General features: G+C 71.7%; 17 protein-coding genes. 10 read left to right on the top strand and 7 right to left on the bottom strand.

Annotated features, from left to right (window positions below; genetic code table 11):
* Nucleotides 1-146 precede the first annotated feature (146 nt).
* The gene (locus AMK19_RS12525) at nt 147-419 is read left to right on the top strand and encodes a hypothetical protein (RefSeq protein WP_073811090.1); all 273 of its coding nucleotides are present in this window, start codon (nt 147-149) and stop codon (nt 417-419) included.
* 26 nt (nt 420-445) lie between these two features.
* Here the strand turns inward: AMK19_RS12525 and trhA are convergent, their stop codons facing one another.
* On the bottom strand, nt 446-1,114 hold the full coding sequence (gene trhA / locus AMK19_RS12520; RefSeq protein ID WP_380467594.1) for a PAQR family membrane homeostasis protein TrhA: 669 nt from the start codon (nt 1,112-1,114) through the stop codon (nt 446-448).
* 264 nt (nt 1,115-1,378) lie between these two features.
* Between trhA and AMK19_RS12515 the strand changes: the two genes are divergently transcribed.
* Nucleotides 1,379-3,208 carry a phosphoenolpyruvate carboxykinase (GTP) gene (locus AMK19_RS12515; protein WP_073811087.1) on the top strand — a complete coding sequence of 610 codons (1,830 nt, stop codon included), beginning with the start codon at nt 1,379-1,381 and terminating at the stop codon, nt 3,206-3,208.
* Between the two features lie 80 nt (nt 3,209-3,288).
* On the opposite strand, the gene AMK19_RS12510 is transcribed toward AMK19_RS12515, so the two are convergent.
* Nucleotides 3,289-4,503, bottom strand: coding sequence for a pyridoxal phosphate-dependent aminotransferase (locus tag AMK19_RS12510; protein ID WP_073811085.1), 1,215 nt, complete (start codon nt 4,501-4,503; stop codon nt 3,289-3,291).
* A 118-nt stretch (nt 4,504-4,621) separates the two neighbouring features.
* On the opposite strand from AMK19_RS12510, the gene AMK19_RS12505 reads away from it, so the two are divergent.
* Entirely contained in the window at nt 4,622-5,287 is a 666-nt protein-coding gene (locus AMK19_RS12505; protein ID WP_073811084.1) for a prepilin peptidase, read from the top strand.
* Nucleotides 5,288-5,379: 92 nt separating this feature from the next.
* Here AMK19_RS12505 and AMK19_RS12500 read toward each other — a convergent pair whose 3' ends face one another.
* Nucleotides 5,380-6,981 (bottom strand): chitinase, encoded by a 1,602-nt coding sequence (locus tag AMK19_RS12500; RefSeq protein WP_073811082.1) that lies wholly within the window; start codon nt 6,979-6,981, stop codon nt 5,380-5,382.
* A 334-nt stretch (nt 6,982-7,315) separates the two neighbouring features.
* On the opposite strand from AMK19_RS12500, the gene AMK19_RS12495 reads away from it, so the two are divergent.
* The 4 genes from AMK19_RS12495 (at nt 7,316) to AMK19_RS12480 (ending at nt 12,605) form a co-directional block, all read left to right on the top strand.
* Nucleotides 7,316-8,110, top strand: a complete 795-nt coding sequence (locus tag AMK19_RS12495; protein WP_073811081.1) for an isoprenyl transferase — start codon at nt 7,316-7,318, stop codon at nt 8,108-8,110.
* A 233-nt stretch (nt 8,111-8,343) separates the two neighbouring features.
* A complete protein-coding gene (locus AMK19_RS12490) occupies nt 8,344-9,675 on the top strand; it encodes a PhoH family protein (protein WP_073811079.1) in 1,332 nt (443 codons plus the stop codon).
* A 408-nt stretch (nt 9,676-10,083) separates the two neighbouring features.
* Nucleotides 10,084-10,758, top strand: coding sequence for a transglycosylase SLT domain-containing protein (locus tag AMK19_RS12485; RefSeq protein WP_073811078.1), 675 nt, complete (start codon nt 10,084-10,086; stop codon nt 10,756-10,758).
* 395 nt (nt 10,759-11,153) lie between these two features.
* Nucleotides 11,154-12,605 (top strand): AI-2E family transporter, encoded by a 1,452-nt coding sequence (locus AMK19_RS12480; protein ID WP_073811076.1) that lies wholly within the window; start codon nt 11,154-11,156, stop codon nt 12,603-12,605.
* 66 nt (nt 12,606-12,671) lie between these two features.
* Here the strand turns inward: AMK19_RS12480 and AMK19_RS12475 are convergent, their stop codons facing one another.
* Both AMK19_RS12475 and AMK19_RS12470 read right to left on the bottom strand, forming a co-directional pair.
* Entirely contained in the window at nt 12,672-13,202 is a 531-nt protein-coding gene (locus AMK19_RS12475) for an alkyl hydroperoxide reductase (protein WP_073811075.1), read from the bottom strand.
* Between the two features lie 5 nt (nt 13,203-13,207).
* Nucleotides 13,208-13,759, bottom strand: a complete 552-nt coding sequence (locus AMK19_RS12470) for a peroxiredoxin (protein WP_073811073.1) — start codon at nt 13,757-13,759, stop codon at nt 13,208-13,210.
* A gap of 167 nt (nt 13,760-13,926) precedes the next feature.
* Between AMK19_RS12470 and AMK19_RS12465 the strand changes: the two genes are divergently transcribed.
* The 3 genes from AMK19_RS12465 to AMK19_RS37180 all read left to right on the top strand — a co-directional run bounded on the left by AMK19_RS12465 (nt 13,927) and on the right by AMK19_RS37180 (nt 16,606).
* Nucleotides 13,927-14,868, top strand: coding sequence for a LysR substrate-binding domain-containing protein (locus AMK19_RS12465; protein ID WP_073811071.1), 942 nt, complete (start codon nt 13,927-13,929; stop codon nt 14,866-14,868).
* Between the two features lie 71 nt (nt 14,869-14,939).
* Nucleotides 14,940-15,881 (top strand): AAA family ATPase, encoded by a 942-nt coding sequence (locus AMK19_RS12460; protein WP_073811070.1) that lies wholly within the window; start codon nt 14,940-14,942, stop codon nt 15,879-15,881.
* Nucleotides 15,878-16,606 carry an HNH endonuclease gene (locus AMK19_RS37180; RefSeq protein ID WP_241844379.1) on the top strand — a complete coding sequence of 243 codons (729 nt, stop codon included), beginning with the start codon at nt 15,878-15,880 and terminating at the stop codon, nt 16,604-16,606. The genes AMK19_RS12460 and AMK19_RS37180 overlap by 4 nt, the downstream gene beginning before the upstream one ends.
* A gap of 22 nt (nt 16,607-16,628) precedes the next feature.
* Here the strand turns inward: AMK19_RS37180 and AMK19_RS12450 are convergent, their stop codons facing one another.
* Nucleotides 16,629-18,350 carry an ATP-binding SpoIIE family protein phosphatase gene (locus tag AMK19_RS12450; RefSeq protein WP_073811068.1) on the bottom strand — a complete coding sequence of 574 codons (1,722 nt, stop codon included), beginning with the start codon at nt 18,348-18,350 and terminating at the stop codon, nt 16,629-16,631.
* Between the two features lie 55 nt (nt 18,351-18,405).
* Complete coding sequence (locus AMK19_RS12445) at nt 18,406-19,128, bottom strand: class I SAM-dependent methyltransferase (RefSeq protein ID WP_073811685.1); 723 nt, start codon at nt 19,126-19,128, stop codon at nt 18,406-18,408.
* Between the last annotated feature and the right edge of the window lie 383 nt (nt 19,129-19,511).

Genomic DNA, 19,511 nt, shown 5'->3' with positions numbered 1-19,511 from the left:
AAGCCCGTGCTGCGAGATCCCCACGTCTGGAATTGATGCGCTGTTGATCCCCTGTTCGCCCGCGCTGCGTGCCGGACGTGTCACTGTAGGTGGGGAGTTCTCTGACGACCTGTCAGATAACCTGTCGGCCGGCGGGAGGTTTGCCAATGGAGTACGGAGCGACCGGGTTCTGGAGCGGCGTGGTCGGTGTGCTGGCCGCGCTGGCGGTCATAGCCGGGTACTTGATCGGCGGAGCCCGCCTGGTCTGGGTGGTGTCGGCGGTCGAGGTGGCGGCCGTGATGGTCTGGGTCGGGTACCGCTTCCGCGGCCGGGCCCACCAGCGGGCGGCAGGCGAAGGGCCCGACGCGGCGCATTGCGAGCGCTGCCGTCGGGCCCGGGAGCGGCTGGAGGCGCGGGCGGCCCAGCCGGTGCGGTACTGAGTGGAGCAGGAGCGTTTCTGCGGCGGTCAGCCGGCGGCGGTGTACGCCACCAGCGAGACCCCCACGTACTGCACGATGAACGCGCCGAGGGTGAACGCGTGGAACACCTCGTGGAAGCCGAACCAGCGCGGTGACGGGTTCGGGCGCTTGATGCCGTAGATGACTCCGCCGATGGTGTAGAGCGCGCCGCCGACGACGATCAGCGTCAGTACGGCCGCGCCGCCCTTGTGCAGGAAGTCCGGCAGGAAGAACACCGCCGCCCAGCCGAGCGCCAGGTAGCACGGGGTGTACAGCCAGCGCGGGGCGCCGACCCAGAACACCCGGAACGCTATGCCGGCCAGCGCCCCGCCCCACACCAGCCACAGCAGGATCTGCTGCCGTGCGCCGTCCAGCAGCAGGATGGTGAACGGGGTGTACGTCCCCGCGATGATCAGGAAGATGTTCGCGTGGTCCAGCCGGCGCAGCACCGCCTCGCCGCGCGGACCCCAGGTGAAGCGGTGGTACACCGCGCTCACCCCGAACAGCATCCAGGCGCTCACCGAGTAGACGACGCAGGCGACCCGCGCCGCCGTCGACTCGGCCAGGCAGATCAACACGATTCCGGCGGCCAGCGAGGCCGGGAACATGCCGGCATGGAGCCAGCCGCGCCACTTGGGCTTGACGAGTTCGAGGGCTTCCGCGGTCATGGGCAACATCTTACGGAACCGTAGGTTACCGGCTCGTAGGAAAGTGGCGATCCTCACTTTTAGACGTTCTGGAGTGTTCGAGGGGTGTCGGAGGGGGCCGTTCGGGGCGTCGGCGGGGCGATTCCTGGCCTCCGAACCAGACACTACGTAGTAAAGATCTCGTCAATAGCGCCATTTCGACGAATGGAGGGAGGGTTCACCGGTCTACCGTGTAAGGACCCTCAACCCCCGCGTAGCCGTCTCCTGGCCGAGATGGTGTGAAACGGAGCGATCGTGTCGCCTCAGATCTCTGCGCTCGCCGAGTCCGCGCCCACCCGCCACCAGCGTCTGGTGGAGTGGGTCGACGAGATTGCCGCCCTCACCGAGCCCGACCAGGTGGTGTGGTGCGACGGCTCCGAGGAGGAGTACCACCGCCTCGCCGAGCAGCTCGTCGCCCAGGGCACCTTCACCAAGCTCGACGAGAGCAAGCGGCCCAACTCCTACTACGCGGCTTCCGACCCGTCCGACGTCGCCCGCGTCGAGGACCGCACCTTCATCTGCTCCGAGCAGAAGAAGGACGCCGGCCCGACCAACCACTGGAAGGCCCCCGCCGAGATGCGGGAGATCTTCCAGGGCGAGAAGGGCCTGTTCCGCGGCGCGATGAAGGGCCGCACCATGTACGTGGTGCCGTTCTCGATGGGCCCGGTCGGCTCCCCGCTGGCCGCGTACGGCGTCGAGCTCACCGACTCCGCGTACGTCGCCGTCTCGATGCGCGTGATGACCCGCATGGGTCGGGCCGTGCTCGACCAGCTCGGCGAGGACGGCGACTTCGTCAAGGCCGTCCACACCGTCGGCGCCCCGCTCGCCGAGGGCGAGGCCGACGTCGCCTGGCCGTGCAACACCACCAAGTACATCTCGCACTTCCCCGAGACCCGCGAGATCTGGTCCTTCGGCTCCGGCTACGGCGGCAACGCCCTGCTCGGCAAGAAGTGCTACGCGCTGCGCATCGCCTCCACCATGGCCCGCGACGAGGGCTGGCTGGCCGAGCACATGCTCATCCTGAAGCTCACCCCGCCGTCCGGCGAGGTCAAGTACGTCGCCGCCGCGTTCCCGTCCGCCTGCGGCAAGACCAACCTCGCCATGCTCCAGCCCACCGTCCCGGGCTGGAAGGTCGAGACCATCGGCGACGACATCGCCTGGATGCGCTTCGGCGCCGACGGCCGGCTCTACGCCATCAACCCCGAGGCCGGCTTCTTCGGCGTCGCCCCCGGCACCGGCGAGGACACCAACGCCAACGCCATCAAGACCCTCTGGGGCAACACCGTCTTCACCAACGTCGCGCTCACCGACGACGGCGACGTGTGGTGGGAGGGCCTCACCGAGGACGCCCCCGCGCACCTCACCGACTGGCGCGGCAACGACTGGACCCCCGCGTCCGGCACCCCCGCCGCCCACCCGAACGCGCGCTTCGCCGTCCCGGCCTCGCAGTGCCCGACCATCGCCGACGAGTGGGAGGACCCGGCGGGCGTCCCGATCTCCGCGATCCTCTTCGGCGGCCGCCGCGCCACCGCCGTCCCGCTGGTCACCGAGTCCTTCGACTGGCAGCACGGCGTCTTCCTCGGCGCCAACATCGCCTCCGAGAAGACCGCCGCCGCCGAGGGCACCGTCGGCGAGCTGCGCCGCGACCCGTTCGCCATGCTGCCGTTCTGCGGCTACAACATGGGCGACTACTTCGCGCACTGGCTGAAGATCGGCGCCGAGGCCGACGCCGCCAAGCTGCCGAAGATCTACTACGTCAACTGGTTCCGCAAGAACGCCGACGGCAAGTTCGTGTGGCCCGGCTACGGCGAGAACAGCCGCGTCCTGAAGTGGATCGTCGAGCGCCTCGAAGGCACCGCCGAGGGCGTCGACACCCCGATCGGCGTCCTGCCGAAGGTCGAGGGCTTCGACCTCGACGGGCTGGAGATCCCGGCGGCCGACCAGGAGCTGCTGTTCTCGGTCGACAACGAGATCTGGAAGCAGGAGGCCGCGCTGGTCCCGGCCCACCTGGAGCTGTTCGGCGAGCACACGCCGAAGGCGCTGTGGGACGAGTACCAGGCCCTGGTCAAGCGCCTCGGCGAGTGACGCTGCGCTGAGCGGTAGACCCGTACGGCAAGGTCCGGTCGGAGCGGGAAGTCCCGTCCTCGGCCGGACCTTGCTGCGCGTTACGCCTGGACGTAGCCCGAGAGGAAGTCGCCGATGCGGGTGACCGCGTCCGTGATGTCCTCCGGGCGGGGGAGGGTGACCAGGCGGAAGTGGTCGGGGGTGGGCCAGTTGAAGCCGGTGCCCTGGACGATCAGGATGCGCTGGGCGCGCAGCAGGTCGAGGACCATCCGCGCGTCGTCCTTGATCTTGTAGACCTGCGGGTCGAGCCGCGGGAACGCGTACAGCGCGCCCTTGGGCTTCACGCAGGAGACGCCGGGGATCTCGTTGAGGAGCCGGTGGGCGGCGTCGCGCGAGGCGAGCAGGCGGCCGCCGGGCAGGATCAGGTCCTGGATGGACTGCCGTCCGCCGAGGGCCGCGGCGACCGCGTGCTGGGCGGGCATGTTGGCGCACAGGCGCATCGAGGCGAGGACGTTGAGGCCCTCGATGTAGGAGCGGGCGCGCTGCCGGTCGCCGGAGAGCACCATCCAGCCGCTGCGGAAGCCGGCCACCCGGTACGACTTGGACATGCCGTTGAAGGTGACGCAGAAGAGGTCCGGGGCGAGGGTGGCGAGCGGGGTGTGCTCCACGCCGTCGTAGAGGATCTTGTCGTAGATCTCGTCCGCGTAGATCACCAGCCGGTGCCGGCGGGCGAGTTCGGCGATCCCCTCCAGCAGTTCGCGCGGATAGACCGCGCCGGTGGGGTTGTTGGGGTTGATGACGACGATCGCCCGGGTGCGGTCGGTGATCTTCGCGGCGATGTCGGCGAGGTCGGGGTACCACTCGGCCTGTTCGTCGCAGCGGTAGTGGACGGCGGTGCCGCCTGCCAGCGAGACCGAGGCCGTCCACAGCGGGTAGTCGGGGGCGGGGACGAGGACTTCGTCGCCGTCGTCGAGCAGGGCGGTCATGGCGAGCTGGATCAGCTCGGAGACGCCGTTGCCCAGGTAGACGTCCTCGACCGACAGTCCGTGCAGGCCGCGTTCCTCGTAGTGCATGACCACGGCGCGGCGGGCCGACAGCAGGCCCTTGGAGTCGCCGTAGCCGTGCGCGGAGGACAGGTTGCGGAGGATGTCCTGGAGGATCTCGGGCGGGGCGTCGAAACCGAACGCGGCCGGGTTGCCGGTGTTGAGCTTGAGGATGCGGTGGCCCTGCTCCTCCAGCCGCATCGCCTCGTCGAGCACCGGGCCGCGAATGTCGTAGCAGACATTGGCGAGTTTGCTGGACTGGATGACCTGCATGCCCGGTTACTTTACGGCCGTGCGGGGCGGGTGTCGGCGTGGTGTTCGCCACCTGGACACGGACGGGCGAACGGCGGTGCGGCGGTAGGGTCGCGGCGGGTCCTAGGGGAGGCGCCGGATGCTGGGAACGACGTTGGGGGCGGTGTTCGGCCTGCTGGCCGGGGTGCTGCTGCGCTCCGCTGTGGTGCGGTTCGCGGTGCCGGCCGGCGAGGCGTGGCGGTCCTGCGCGGTGACGCCGCTGGGCCGCTGCGTGCGCTGCGGCGGGCGGTCCTGGCCGCCGCCGCTGACCGTCGAACTGGCCGCCGCGGCCGTCGGCGCCGTCCTTGCCGCGCACGCCCCGCAGGGCCTGCTGCCGCTGCTGGTGTGGGTGGCGCTGTTCGGCACCGTGCTGGCCTTCGTGGACGCGGGCGTCCAGCGGCTGCCGGACGCCCTGACCCTGCCGTTGCTGGCCGGGACGGCCCTGCTGGTCCCGCTCGCCGACCACCGCCCGGCGGTGTGGCTGCGCTGCGCGCTGGCGGCGGGCGCGCTGGGCGCGCTGTTCCTGCTGATGGCGCTGTTCGCGCCGATGGGCCTCGGCGATGCCAAGCTCGCCCCGTCGCTGGGCGCGGTGCTCGGTCTGGCCGGCCGGCGGACGTTCTACGCCGGTCTGCTGTACATGTGGCTGATCGCCGCGCTGTGGGCGGTCGCCCTGCTGGTGCTGCGCCGGGCCGGCCGCCGCAGCGAGTTCGCGTTCGGCCCGGCGATGCTGCTGGGCACCCTGGCGGCGGTGCTGCTCACGTCCTGACACAAGGGCGGGGCCCGCCGTACCCCCAGTGGTACGACGGGCCCCTGGTGTGCACCTGCTCCACCCTCAAGGAGCGGCGCACCGACGGAAGGTCACTGCATGCCGCGGACGAACGCCCCGACGTTGTTGGAGAAGTCGTTGCCGTTGTTGGCGTCCCAGTTGGTCGACCAGGTCATCGCGCCGCGGATGGTCGGCCACTTGGCCGGCGGGACGAAGCTGCCGCAGTGGTTGCCGGTGGCCAGGCAGTCCAGCGCGTTGTTCACCACGGTGGAGTTGACGTAGCCGCCGCCCGCCGCCTTGCTGGAGGCGGGGACGCCGATGCCGACCTGGTCCGGACGCAGACCGCCCTGGATGTGGGTGCAGACCTGCGCGGTGATGAAGTCGACGGTGCCCTGGGTGTAGACCTTGCCGTCGCAGCCGTTCATGCCACCGGAGTTGTAGAACTGGGTGTTGACGACGGTGAGGATGTCCTTGGTGGCCAGCGCCAGCTGGAAGTACGCACCGGCGGTGGAGTACATCCCGATGGTCTCGGGCGCCATGGTCAGCACGAAGCCGGAGCCGACCTTGGCCTGCAGGGTGTGCAGCGCCTGCGCCATGTAGGTGGCGTTGACGCCGTTCTCCAGGTCGACGTCGATGCCGTCGAAGCCGTACTGCTGGATCAGCTTGTACGCCGAGTCGGAGAACGCGGTCGCGGCGGCCGAACTGCCCACCGAGATCGCGCCGTTCTGGCCGCCGATGGAGAGGACGACCTTCTTGCCCGCCGCGTGCTTGGCGGCGATGTCGGCCTTGAAGTCGGCGTCGGTGTAGCCGCCGAGCTTGGTGGCCAGCGCCGGGTCCAGGGTGAAGGAGATCGCGCCCTGGGTGGTGGTCGAGTCGGCGAAGGAGACCGCGATGATGTCGTACGCGCTCTGCACGTCACGCAGCTTCTGCACGGTCGAGCCGTTGTCGAAGTTCTGCCAGTAGCCGGTCAGCACGTGCTTCGGCAGACCGGTGTTCGGCGGCGGGCTGGTCGCGGAGCCGGACGGGCTCGGCGAGTTGGACGGGCTGGGGGAGCTGGACGCCGACGGCGAGGCGCTCTGCGACGGCGACGCGGACGCGGAGGCCGAGGCGGACGGCTTCGGCGAGGCCGAGGTGGCGGAGGCCGACGGCGTCGGGGTGGCGGTGCCGCCCGGGCCGATCAGCTGGATGTCGTCCGCGTAGTAGGTGGGCTGCCCGTACCAGCCGTGCACGTACAGGGTGACGCTGGTGGTGTTGGCGCCGGTGGTGAAGGTGGTGTTCAGCTGGTTCCAGCTGCTCTGCGCCGACCAGGTCGACGGGTCGGTGCCGCCGGTGCCGCGGGCGCCCAGGTAGACGTACGAGCCCTGGACCCAGCCGTTCAGCTGGTAGGCGGTGTTGGGGAGCACCGAGACGGTCTGGGTGCACTCGGCGGTGTCGCCGGCGCCCGGGGTGGCGGCCAGCGCGCCGGTGCCGGAGTGGACCGGGGTGGAGACCGTGGTGGTGCTGCCGGTGCAGGTCCAGCCGGAGAGGCCGGAGTCGAAGCCGCCGTTGCTCACCAGGTTGCCGACCGCGGCGTTCGCGCCGCCGGCGGACAGGGCCAGTCCAGTGCCGGCCAGCGCCAGCGCGGTCGCGGTGGCGAGCACCGCCGGGAACTTGTTGCGGCGCCGGTGGGACGGCTGCTGCAGGGTACGGGCCATGACAGGCTCCAGAACAGGAGATGGGGGAGGGGTGTGGGGGAAGCAGACGTGGCGGGGGAAGGGAGAGCCGCCGCGGTGGGGGTCGCGGCGGCTCCGCTGTGGGGGTGGTCCGCTGTGGTGCTGACCACACGCTGGACTAGACCAATGGCAAGCGTCAAGACCCGGAATCCGGTTTAGGGACCGTTTAAGGATTCGGAGACCGTTCCGTATCCCGCCCCGTGCGCCCACTGTGACAAGACCGGTACCTGCGGTTTTACCTCCGGTAATGCCGGGCGGAGTAGGCTGCCGCAGGGATTTCGCACCCGGAGCAATCAGCACGGAGGGGCCGTTCACGATGGGTCTGCGCGATGTGGTGGAGCGCACGCCGGGACTGCGCACCCTGCTGGACAGGGCCTACCGGCTGTACGGCCGCCGGGTCGAGGTGCACCTGGCCAACACCCCGCACCACATCGGCGTGATCCTGGACGGCAACCGCCGCTGGGCCAAGGCCACCGGCGGCACCACCGCGTACGGCCACCAGCGCGGCGCCGACAAGATCAGCGAGTTCCTGGGCTGGTGCGCGGAGACCGACGTCCGGGTGGTCACCCTGTGGATGCTCTCCACCGACAACCTGGCCCGCCCCGCCGAGGAACTCGTCCCGCTGCTCGGCATCATCGAGGACGCCGTCCAGGGCCTGGTCGACGCCGGCCGCTGGAAGGTCCACCCGGTCGGCGCGCTCGACCTGCTGCCCGCGCCCACCGCCGAGGTGCTCAAGCGCGCCGAACAGCAGACCGCGCACATCGACGGGCTCACCGTCAACGTCGCCATCGGCTACGGCGGCCGGCAGGAGATCGCCGACGCCGTCCGCTCGCTGCTCCAGGAGCACGCCGGACGCGGCACCTCGATCGAGGAACTGGCCGAAATCCTCGACGTCGAGCACATCGCCGAGCACCTGTACACCAAGGGCCAGCCCGACCCGGACCTGGTGATCCGCACCTCCGGCGAGCAGCGGCTGTCCGGCTTCCTGCTCTGGCAGTCCGCGCACAGCGAGTTCTACTTCTGCGAGGCCTACTGGCCGGCCTTCCGCAAGGTCGACTTCCTGCGGGCGCTGCGCGACTACCAGTTGCGCAACCGGCGGCTGGGTCGCTGACGCGCGCTCAACTCCCTTTGTCGGCAAGGGGACGGGCATCGGCAGCCGGTCAATTCCCCATACCCGTCCGGCAGACACGAAAACGTTCATCGGTTGTGTTCCTGCCGTTCGCTCCGGCGCGAATGCGGGCCTCCTCGCCTGGGAAGACTCCCTCCAGACCGTCCCCCCGGCCAGCGGGGCCGCGGGGACCGGTGGGCCGCGGGTGACGTCGGGTCACCCGCTCTGGAGGGCTAGTGGTCAGTTCCAAGAGCCGCCGGACACCTGACCGGCGCACGTACGTCCTCGACACCAGCGTGCTCCTGGCCGACCCCCTCGCCATGACGCGTTTCGAGGAGCACGAGGTCGTCCTCCCGGTCGTGGTGGTCACCGAGTTGGAGGCCAAACGGCACCACCCGGAACTCGGCTACTTCGCCCGCCAGGCGCTGCGCCTGCTGGACGACTACCGGATCCGCCACGGCCGACTCGACGAGCCGATCCCGGTGGGGGAGTTGGGCGGCAGCATCCGGGTCGAGCTGAACCACTCCGACCTGTCGATCCTGCCGGCCGGCTACCGGGCCGGCGGCGGCGAGGCGGACACCCGAATCCTCGCGGTCGCCCGCAACCTGCAGGCCGAGGGCTACGACGTCACCGTCGTCTCCAAGGACCTGCCGCTGCGGATCAAGGCGAGCTCGGTCGGCCTGCTGGCCGAGGAGTACCGGGCCGAGCTGGCGATCACCTCCGGGTGGACGGGCATGACCGAACTGCACGTCCCCGCCGACCAGGTGGACGAGCTGTTCGCCGGCCAGGACCACGCGCTCGCCGTCGACGGCGCCGAGCAACTCCCGGTCCACACCGGCCTGGTGCTGCACTCCGAACGCGGCCGCGCGCTCGGCCGGGTGGCCTCCGACGGCCGGGTCCGGCTGGTCCGCGGCGACCGCGAGGCGTTCGGCCTGCGCGGCCGCAGCGCCGAGCAGCGGATCGCCCTCGACCTGCTGCTCGACCCGGAGATCGGGATCATCTCGATGGGCGGCCGGGCCGGCACCGGCAAGTCCGCGCTCGCCCTGTGCGCCGGCCTGGAGGCCGTCCTGGAGCGCCGCCAGCACCGCAAGGTGATGGTGTTCCGCCCGCTGTACGCGGTCGGCGGCCAGGAACTCGGCTACCTGCCCGGCAGCGAGGCCGAGAAGATGGGCCCCTGGGCGCAGGCGGTGTTCGACACCCTCTCCGCCGTCACCACCCAGGACGTGATCGAGGAGGTCATCTCCCGCGGCATGCTGGAGGTCCTGCCGCTCACCCACATCCGCGGGCGCTCCCTGCACGACGCCTTCGTGATCGTGGACGAGGCGCAGTCGCTGGAGCGCAACGTGCTGCTCACGGTGCTCTCCCGGATCGGCCAGAACTCCCGTGTGGTGCTCACCCACGACGTCGCCCAGCGGGACAACCTGCGGGTCGGCCGGTACGACGGCGTGGTCGCGGTGGTGGAGAAGCTGAAGGGGCACCCGCTGTTCGCCCACGTGACGCTCACGCGTTCGGAGCGCTCGCCGATCGCCGCGCTGGTGACCGAGATGCTGGAGGACATCCAGCCGTAGGCATAACCGGACGTACCGGGGCAAAGGGGCCTGACACCTACCGTCAGGCCCCTTCGCTGTCAGCACTGCTGACGGCCTCTCGACGGACCGTTCGCCAAACTCCCTGGTGGGAAAGTTTGTGAGATCCGCCACGGCACAGGGAATTGCGTAGACACCATCGCGTGCGGCATGGTGAGGGTTCTGTCAGGCCCCGCGTACGGCAATACCACACCCGCCAACTCCGGTCGGCGGGCGGAAAACTGAACACCGAAAGGCCGTACGCCGCTCGATTCCACCGCCGCTCCGGGCCCGCCCGGGGGGACGGCCGAGCCAGCGCCTCCCGTGACCAGAGCTCTACGGAGGCCAGTGACCAGGGGGCAGATATGCGCCCGGACGGTCACACGCCGGGCGACGCTGGAAGGAAACCATGTGACTCGGATCTCGGTCCGGGGAGTCGCTGTCGCCTCCGCCACCGCGGTGACCGCCGTCGGTGCTGTCGTGGGTGCGGCCTCTGGCAGTGAGGGCAAGACCGTTCAGACGGTCGACGTCGCGAGCGCCACCCTGCTCGCCGACGCGCCCACCGGTGCACAGGCCCAGAACGTCAGCGACGGCATCAACCGTCAGGCCAACGCCCAGCAGGTCTCCGCCGACGCCGCCGCCAAGAAGGCCGCGGAAGAGGCGGCCCGGCAGAAGGCCGCAGCCGACGCCCAGGCGAAGGCCGACGCGGAGAAGGCCGCCAAGGCGGTCGAGGAGAAGCGTGCGAAGGAAGAGGCCAACCGCGCCTCCGCCCGCAGCGTGCTCGCCACCGTCAGCCCCGGCTCGGTCCAGGAAATGGCGCTGCGCATCGTCGGCGACAGCAACCAGTTCCAGTGCTTCAGCCAGATCGTGAAGCGCGAGAGCGGCTGGGACTACACCGCCACCAACGCCTCCTCCGGCGCCTACGGCCTGGTCCAGGCGCTGCCGGGCTCCAAGATGGCCTCGGCCGGCGCGGACTGGCGGACCAACCCCGAGACCCAGATCAAGTGGGGCCTGAACTACATGAACAGCCGCTACGGCAGCCCCTGCGGCGCCTGGTCGTTCTGGCAGTCCCACCACTGGTACTAGGCCTGCCCGGCCTGCCCACAGCTCGCACGGAAGGGCCCCGCTCTCGCACGGTCGAGAACGGGGCCCTTCGTGCTGCCGCGAGACAGCTGACGGGCCGTGCCGCCCGGGCGGCGCTGACCAGTGCGCAGCGGACGGCGCGGCCTGGTGCGGACGCGGGGGAGCGGAGCGGGTCCTGGTCTCTCCGCTCCCGGCCGGTCCGCGGACAGGTGGTCTGCCTGGCCCCTTCCCCGACCCCGGCGGGCGAAACAGGATGATTGGTGGGATTTGCCGGAAATCTCCGGGAAGCGGTCGCTGATACCCCCGCGACCGGCGCCCCCGACGGCAGGTAGCGTTCCTCACCGACGGCCGCGCGACCCGCGGCCGCGCAGTGGACGAACGCGGGGGAGACCGGGGCAGTGACGGAAGAGACGAGCGGCGGCCGCTGGCGCGGCCTCGCCAAGATAGGGGCGGTGGCGGCCGGCCTGTTCGCCGCCGCGGAACGCCGCCGGCGCGCCGCCATCTCGGCCGAGGCGCAGGCGCTCGCCACCGAACAGGCCGTCGAACTCGCCGCCGAGCGGGCCGCCCGGCGCACCGCCGAACAGACCGCCCGCCAACTCGCCGAACACGGCGCCGGCGCCCCGGCCGACGGTGGTCGGGCCCTCGCCGTCGCACCCCCGGAAGGAGCGCCCGTGCGGACCGAGGAGACCGTGCCGCCCCCGCGCGCCCCGCACAGCACCGAACAGCCGGCCGGCAGCGCCCCGCCCGGCCGGCCCGCCAACCCGGTGGACGCCGTGCCGTGGACGCTGCGGGTCGCCGCCGAGTCCACCTGGCGCCTGCTGCTGCTCGGCGTCGCCCTGTACGTGGTGTTCCGGGTCATCGACACGCTGCGGCTGGTCGCCTTCTCGGCCCTTGCCGCGCTGCTGATCTCCGCACTGCTGGAGCCCACCGTCTCCTGGCTGCGCCGGCACGGCGTCCCGCGCTCGGTGGCGGCCGCCGGCACCTTCCTGTCCGGCCTGGCCGGCATCGGGCTGGTCGGCTGGTTCGTGTTCTGGCAGGTGTCCACCAACCTCGACCGGGTCACCGTCAAGGCCCAGGACGGTGTCCGGCAGCTGCGCGACTGGCTGGTCACCGGGCCGTTCCACCTCACGCAGGACCAGCTCGACAGCTTCACCAACCAGATCACCACGTCCATCGGCAAGAACTCCGACCAGCTCACCTCGGCCGGCTTCACCGGCGTCAGCATCGCCGTCGAGGTGCTCACCGGCATCGCGCTGACCGCCTTCACCACGTTCTTCCTGCTCTACGACGGCGCCCGGATCTGGAGCTGGATGCTGCGCGGTCTGCCCCGGCACTCCCGGTACGCGATGGCCGGCGCCGGGCCCAAGGCCTGGACCACGCTGACCGCCTACGTCCGCGGCACCGTGATCGTCGCCTTCATCGACGCGCTGTGCATCGGCATCGGTCTCCAGCTGCTCGGCGTGCCGATGGCGATGCCGCTCGCGGTGATCATCTTCCTGGGCGCGTTCGTGCCGTTGGTCGGCGCGCTGGTCACCGGCACCATCGCGGTGCTGATCGCGCTGGTCACCGTCGGACCGGTCAAGGCGCTGATCGCGCTGGCGGTGCTGGTCGCCGTCCAGCAGTTGGAGGGCCACATCCTGCAGCCGCTGATCCTCGGCCGCGCGGTGCGGGTGCACCCGCTGGCCGTGGTGCTCGGCGTCGCCGCGGGCTCCATCATCGGCGGCATCGCCGGCGCGATCGTGGCGGTGCCGCTGATCGCCGTCACCAACACCGTCACCGGACACCTGAGGCAGCGCAACGCAGCCGGGCAACAGGTCTTCCAGGCGATCGAGGCGGCCCGCAAGCAGTAGCCGGGAACGCCGAAAGGTCCGCCCGCGGAAGGGAGTTCCCTTCCGCGGGCGGACCTTTCGCTGTCGTTACGCCAGCTGCGCTTCGGCGTCCAGCACCGAGGCGACGGCCTGGACGGTGGCGGCGATCTTCACGGAGGCCTGGACGACCTCGCGCTCGACACCGGCCTTGCGCAGCACGCCCTCGTGCGAGTCGAGGCACTGGCCGCAGCCGTTGATCGCGGAGACCGCGAAGCACCACAGCTCGAAGTCGACCTTGTCGACGCCCGGGTTGCCGATGATGTTCATCCGCAGACCGGCGCGCATCGTCCCGTACTCCTTGTCGGAGAGCAGGTGCAGCGTCCGGTAGTAGACGTTGTTCATCGCCATGATCGCGGCGGCGCCCTTGGCGGCCTGGTAGGCCTCCGCGGACAGGTGCGACTTGGCCTCGGGCTCGAGCTCGCGCAGCACGGCCGGGGAGCCGGTCGCCATCGCGCAGGCGAGGACGGTGCCCCAGAGCTGCTGCTCCGGCAGGTCCGAGTTGCCGATGACCGAGCCCAGGTTGAGCTTCAGGTCCTTGGCGTAGTCCGGCAGGGCGGCCTTGAGTTCGTCGAGAGCCATCGGGATCAGCCGACCAGCAGGGCCTGGGCGTCGAGGGTGTCCTCGCCCTTGGTCCAGTTGCACGGGCACAGCTCGTCGGTCTGCAGGGCGTCCAGCACGCGCAGGACCTCCTTCGGGTTACGGCCGACGGAGCCGGCGGTCACCATGACGAACTGGATCTCGTTGTTCGGGTCGACGATGAACACGGCGCGCTGCGCGGTGCCGTCCTCGCCCTCGACGCCACAGGCGCGCATCAGGTCGTGCTTGATGTCGGCCAGCATCGGGAAGGGCAGGTCGCGCAGGTCCTTGTGGTCCTTGCGCCACGCGTGGTGCACGTACTCCGAGTCGCCGGAGACGCCGAGGATCTGGGCGTCACGGTCGGCGAACTCCTCGTTCAGCTTGCCGAACGCGGCGATCTCGGTCGGACACACGAAGGTGAAGTCCATGGGCCAGAAGAACACCACGCGCCACTTGCCCTCGTAGGACTTGTGGTTGATCTCGGCGAAGGCGTTCGCGGCGTCGAGGTCAACGCAGGCGTTGAGTTCGTACTCGGGGAACTTGTCGCCGATCGTCAGCACGTCGTTACTCCAAGGGTTGAGATGAGGGTTGTCCGAATTGCGGACAATCCCCAGCGTCGCACAGGCCCCACTGATCAGTGAAATCGGATCTACCGCATTGCCTGATAGGCAATCCCGATCAGTGCGGCACACTGGACGCAGTACCCGGACCACGCAGGAAGCGCACCGTGAAGCACCATACGCAACGCACCCCCACCGTCTCCCAGCTGCGGGCCTTCACCGCCGTCGCCGAACACCTGCACTTCCGGGAGGCCGCCGCCGCGATCGGCACCAGCCAACCCGCACTGTCCGGCGCGGTCGCCGCCCTGGAGGAGAGCCTCGGCGCGCAACTCGTCGAACGCACCACCCGCCGCGTCATGATCACACCGCTCGGCGAACGCGTCGCCGTCCACGCCCGCGAGGTGCTCTCCGCGCTGCACGCCCTCACCGAAGAGGTCGAAGCCGCCCGCCGCCCCTTCACCGGGCCGCTCCACCTCGGCGTCATCCCCACCGTCGCGCCCTACCTGCTGCCGGCCGTGCTGCGACTCGTCCGCGACACCTACCCCGACCTCGAACTCCACGTCCACGAGGAACGCACCCCCTCGCTGCTCGACGGCCTCGCCACCGGACGACTCGATCTGTTGTTGCTCGCACTGCCCGCCGGCGGTGGCGTCCCGGTGGCCGAAATCCCGCTGTTCGACGAGGACTTCGTGCTGATCGTGCCGCCCGAGCACGAACTCGCCGGACGGGTCGACGTACCGCGCGACGTCCTGCTCGACCTCGACGTGCTGCTCCTGGAAGAAGGCCACTGCCTGCGCGACCAGGCACTCGACATCTGCCGCGAGGTCGGCGCCGACGCCTCCGGCGGAAGCACCCGCGCCGCCGGACTCTCCACCCTCGTCCAACTCGTCGCCGGCGGCCTCGGCGTCACCCTGCTCCCCGCCACCGCGCTCGACGTCGAAACCGGGCGCACCGACCGGCTCGCCGCCGTCCGCTTCGCCGCCCCCACCCCCGGCCGCCGCATCGGCCTCGCCCACCGCCCCGGCTCCGCCCGCACCCCGGAGTACGACCGCTTCGCCGCCGCCCTCCGCGACGCCCTCCGGGAGCTCCCCGTCCGCCTCGCCCCCTGAACCCGCTGCGCGCGGATGGGCGGCCGCACGGCGGGGCATAGGTCCGGTGGGACCGACGCAGGGGGTGGCCGGTGTACGTGTCGCGGATCAGGGTGTCCGGCGTGAAGTGCTTCAGCGGTGCGCGCGAGGTCGACGTGGCGATCCCGCCGGGCCCGGGCTGGACGGTGGTCGCCGGGCCGAACGGCAGCGGGAAGAGCACGCTCCTGCGGGCGGTCGCGGTCGCGCTCGGCGCACTGCCGGACACGGCGGGCGGCGACGGCGGGGTCGACGGCTGGGTCGACGGCTGGGTCGAGGCGTCCCCCGCCCCCCGCCACCGGCTCGGCGAACCGCAGGGCACCCCGCGAGCGCTGTTCGTCGGGCACACCCAGGGCCACGCCGTCCCGCTGGACGCCGACGCCGTGACGGCCGTGCTGCCCGAGGGCTGGCGGGTCAGCGACCCCGACCGGCACCACGTCAGCAACGGCGCCCTCGACCTCCCCCTGGCCGAACTCGGCGACGGCACAGCCACGTTGGCCCGCCTGGTCGCCCGGCTCACCGCCGCCGCCCCGCACCCCGGCCCGGTGCTGATCGACGACGTCGACCGCCACCTGCACCCGGTGTGGCAGCAGCGCATCGGCGGCTGGCTGACCGGGCGCTTCCCGCAGACCCAGTTCCTGGTCGCCACCCACAGCCCGTACGTCTGCCAGGCCGCCGACCCGGGCGCGCTGATCCGCCTCCCCGGCCCCGCCGAGGACTTCGCGCCGCACCGCCTGGACGAGGACCTCCGCCAGCGGGTGCTGTACGGCAGCGGCGAGGACACCGTCCTGTCGGAGCTGTTCGGGCTGCCGAGCGCCTACTCGCCGGCCGCCGAGGCCGAACGCCGGCTGCTGGTACGGCTGGAACGCAAGATGTACGCGGGCCGGGCCACCGACGCGGAGCTCGCCGAGTACCGGGAGCTGGGGGCGAAGCTGAACAGCTCGCTGACCGCCCGGGTCGACGAGGTCACCGCGCGGCTGCTCGGCCGGGACGAGTGATCCCGCTGCAGCGGCCCGCCCTGCACCCCGGGCTGGCCGCCCAACTCGACCGCGCCACCGCCGGCATCCGGGCGGCCGGCCCCAGCACCGCGTCCGGCCGCGCCGCGTGGCGCAAAGCCGCCCGCCCGAAGGCCCAACTGCGCCTGATGCTGCGGCAGATGGCGCCCGGGCTGGAACGCTGCATGTACTGCGGCGACAACCTGGGCACCGACATCGACCACTTCGAGCCGATCGCCCAGGCCCCGCTGCGCACCTTCGACTGGCAGAACCACCTGCTGGCCTGCGCGCACTGCAACAGCAACCGCAAGCGCGACCGCTTCCCGCGCGACCCGGCCACCGGCGACGCCCTGCTGATCGACCCGTGCCGCGACGACCCGGCCGACCACCTGCTGCTCTACCTGGACTCCGGCGCCTACGACCCGCTGACCGTCCGCGGCGAGGCCACCATCGAGGTCTTCGGCCTCAACGAACGCCCCGAACTGGTACGCGGCCGACGGCTGATGTTCGCCGTGGTCAAGGCACTCCTGCTGACCTGGCAGGCGGCCGAGGCCCCCGCCGAGGCCGAGGAGTACGCCGCCGCCCTCCACGAGATCCACCACGCCGACGTCGTGCGCAGCGTCCTCGGCCTGCGCCGCTCCCGCCCGCTGGCACTCGCCGTCCTCGGCCCGGCCGTCCTCGCCGCACTGGACCGACTCGCCGCCACCGACGGCAGGTTCGCCACCTGACAGGCAGCAGGGCCCGGACGGTTCACAGCCGCTGCTCGAACCAGACCACCTTGCCCGCGCCCAGCCGGGTCGCGCCCCAGCGGTCCGCGCAGCGGGCGACTATCTGGAGGCCGCGACCGCGTTCCTCGTCGGGGCCGGCCCGGCGGGTGCGGGGGAGGGCGGCCGAGTCGTCGCCGACCTCGCAGCGCAGCCGGGAGGTGCGGACCAGGCGGAGCGTCACCGGACGGGTGGCGTGCCGGATCGCGTTGGTGACCAGCTCGCTGACCATCAGCTCGCAGTTCTCGCGCAGATGGTCCAGGCCCCAGTTGTGCAGCGCGTGCCCGGCCAGCCGGCGCGCCCGGCCCGGGGTCTCGTGCCGCGGCTGGAGGTACCAGTAGGCGACGTCGCTGGCCGGAATGCCGTCGAACGCGGCGGCCAGCAGCGCGATGTCGTCGGCCCGGTCGCCCGGCGGCAGGATCCGCAGCGCCTCCTGGCACAGCTGGTCCGGGGTCAGCCGGTGCGCGCCCTCCAGCCGGGCCCGCAGCAGTTCCAGGCCGATGCCCAGCGGGCGGCGGCGGGTCTCGACCAGACCGTCGGTGAACAGCAGCAGCGCCGACCCGGGCGGCGCGGCCAGCTCCACCGAGGTGAAGTCGACCCCGCCGACGCCGATCGGCGCGCCCGGCGGCAGGTCCAGCAGCTCGCTGGTGCCGTCCGGGCCGACCAGCACCGGCGGCACGTGCCCGGCGTTGGCGATCACCACCCGGCCCGCGATCGGGTCGTACACCGCGTACACGCAGGTCGCCAAGTGGTGCTCGCGGCCCAGGCGTTGGGCCTGCTCGTCGAGGTGGTACAGCACCTCGTGCGGCGGCAGGTCGAGGCCCGCCAGGGTCTGCGCGGAGGTGCGCAGCTGGCCCATCACCGCCGCCGAGGTCAGCGAGTGGCCCATCACGTCACCGGCGATCAGCGCCACCCGGTTGCCCGGCAGCGGGATCGAGTCGTACCAGTCGCCGCCGACCTGCGCCCCGCGCTCGCCCGGCAGGTAGCGGTGCGCCAGGCGCACGCCGTGCGGCTGCGGAAGCTCCGCGGGCAGCATCGAGCGCTGCAGCTCGTCGGCGATCTCCCACTCGCGGGTGTAGCGCAGCGCGGTGTCCACGGCCAGGCCCGCGAGGGTCGCCAGGTGCGCGGCCGTCGCGGTGTCCGCCGGGTCGAACGACGCCGGACGCCCGTCGGTCGGGCGCCGGATCAGCAGCAGCATGCCGAGCGCGGCCTGCCGCCCGTGCAGCGGCAGCGCCAGCAGCGCCGTCCCCTCCGGCAGCCGGCCCAGCGCCCGGGCGCCGAGCAGCTCGGCGGGCAGGCCGCCGCGCCGCCCGTCCCCGTCCAGCACCGTCGGACCGTGCGGGGCGCGCCGCTCCAAGGCTCGCTCCAGCACGCTGCCGGGCTCCACCGGGCGCAGGCCGCCGCGACGGCCCAGCCGCGTCCCGCAGGTGTGCAGCACCCGCAGCGCGCGCGGCCGGCCGAGGTCGCGCTCCACGTCCGGCAGCGGGTCGCGGACCAGCACCACCAGGGCGTCCGCGAGTTCGGGCACCAGCACCCGGCCCAGGTTGCGCAGGGTGGCCTTCAGATCGAGCGCACTGTTGATCCGCCGGGCCGCACCGTCCAGGTACGCCAGGCGTTCGGCAAGCCGGGGCCGCCCGTCCGGCGGCGGATGCCGCTGGACGGGTACGGCGGGCTGCTGCCCCGCCAGGGGCTCCAGTTGGTCGCGCACGGGCTGCCCGATTCTGTGCAGATGTGGAGGACTCGAAGACGGAGGCGGCGCCAGGTCAGCCGGTGCGCCGACAGCGCAGGTACAGCTGGGTCTCCGGCGGCAGCGTGGACCCCGCCGGGGCGTACGACTGGCTGTCCACCCCCTCCACGGCGAACCCCGACCGCTCCAGCAGCCCCGTCAGCTCCTCGCGCAGATAGCCGCTGACCCGGATCTGCTGATCCAGGAACGGCAACGGCGCATCGTCCAGGTCCGCCTCCACCATGCCCAGCGCCAGCAGGCCGCCCGGACGCAGCAGTTCACGGATCCGGCCGAGCGCCACGGCGATCTCCGGACGCGGCAGCATCAGCAGCGAGAAGAACGCCGCCGCGCCGTCCAGCGCCCCCGCCCCGGCCGGCCCCAACTCGGGTACGCCCCAGCGCTGTTCGGCACCTTCGGTGGCCAGGTCGACGACGTCGAAGCGGTGGAACTCCGCCTCCGGCACCGCCTTCCGGGCCTGCTCCAGCATGCCCGCAGAGAGATCGACGCCGATCACCCGGAGTCCGCCGTCCACCAGCTGCCGCGCGGTCGGCTCGCCCGCCCCACAGCCCACGTCCAGCACCAGGGCCCCCGCCGGCAGCTGCTCCAGCAGCCAACCGGCACAGGCGAACTGCCCGGACCTGGCCGGAAACACCTCCTGGTACTGCGCCCCCATCGCATCGAACGCGGCGGCCTGGCCCGCCCGCTCGGCCCGGCGACCCTCACCCGCGGACGCCCGTTCGGCGTCGGCGGGTTCCGCAATCTGTTCATCCGTCACGTGATCTGGGCACCTCTCCCGCGCGCGTCCTGCCCCACCCGTCGTGGTCCGCACACCACTCCCGACCCTGGCCTATGAGAATAAACGCGATCACCGCACTGTGGAGTCCGTTTCCGGCCAACTCGTGCGCCGTTGGGCGATTATCGCCCGCCAGGGAGCGCGCCAGCCCCCCGCGCGCCTCCCGGCGCTCCTGCGCCACACCCCTGACCTGCTTCGATGCTGAATCAACTCGCTTGCCGCCGACGTTTATCGAACGTCAATTGCGGCCTGGCAGAGTCTTCCTCAGCGCCGGGGAAGCGTCAAAGCGTTCCCGCAGCCGGGGGGCTGCGGGGGCGCTGACGCCCCGGGGGGACAGGCCTTCGCCAGGG

The sequence above is a fragment of the Kitasatospora sp. CB01950 genome (genome assembly GCF_001905465.1).
Lineage (GTDB): Bacteria > Actinomycetota > Actinomycetes > Streptomycetales > Streptomycetaceae > Kitasatospora.
This window is presented reverse-complemented; position numbering and strand designations above follow the sequence as displayed.

What these genes read in the sequence shown, in the direction of transcription:
- AMK19_RS12525 (WP_073811090.1), top strand. Translation starts at nt 147, where the DNA reads ATGGAGTACGGAGCGACCGGGTTCTGGAGCGGCGTGGTCGGTGTGCTG.
- trhA (WP_380467594.1), bottom strand. Translation starts at nt 1,114, where the DNA reads ATGTTGCCCATGACCGCGGAAGCCCTCGAACTCGTCAAGCCCAAGTGG.
- AMK19_RS12510 (WP_073811085.1), bottom strand. Translation starts at nt 4,503, where the DNA reads ATGCAGGTCATCCAGTCCAGCAAACTCGCCAATGTCTGCTACGACATT.
- AMK19_RS12505 (WP_073811084.1), top strand. Translation starts at nt 4,622, where the DNA reads ATGCTGGGAACGACGTTGGGGGCGGTGTTCGGCCTGCTGGCCGGGGTG.
- AMK19_RS12500 (WP_073811082.1), bottom strand. Translation starts at nt 6,981, where the DNA reads ATGGCCCGTACCCTGCAGCAGCCGTCCCACCGGCGCCGCAACAAGTTC.
- AMK19_RS12495 (WP_073811081.1), top strand. Translation starts at nt 7,316, where the DNA reads ATGGGTCTGCGCGATGTGGTGGAGCGCACGCCGGGACTGCGCACCCTG.
- AMK19_RS12475 (WP_073811075.1), bottom strand. Translation starts at nt 13,202, where the DNA reads ATGGCTCTCGACGAACTCAAGGCCGCCCTGCCGGACTACGCCAAGGAC.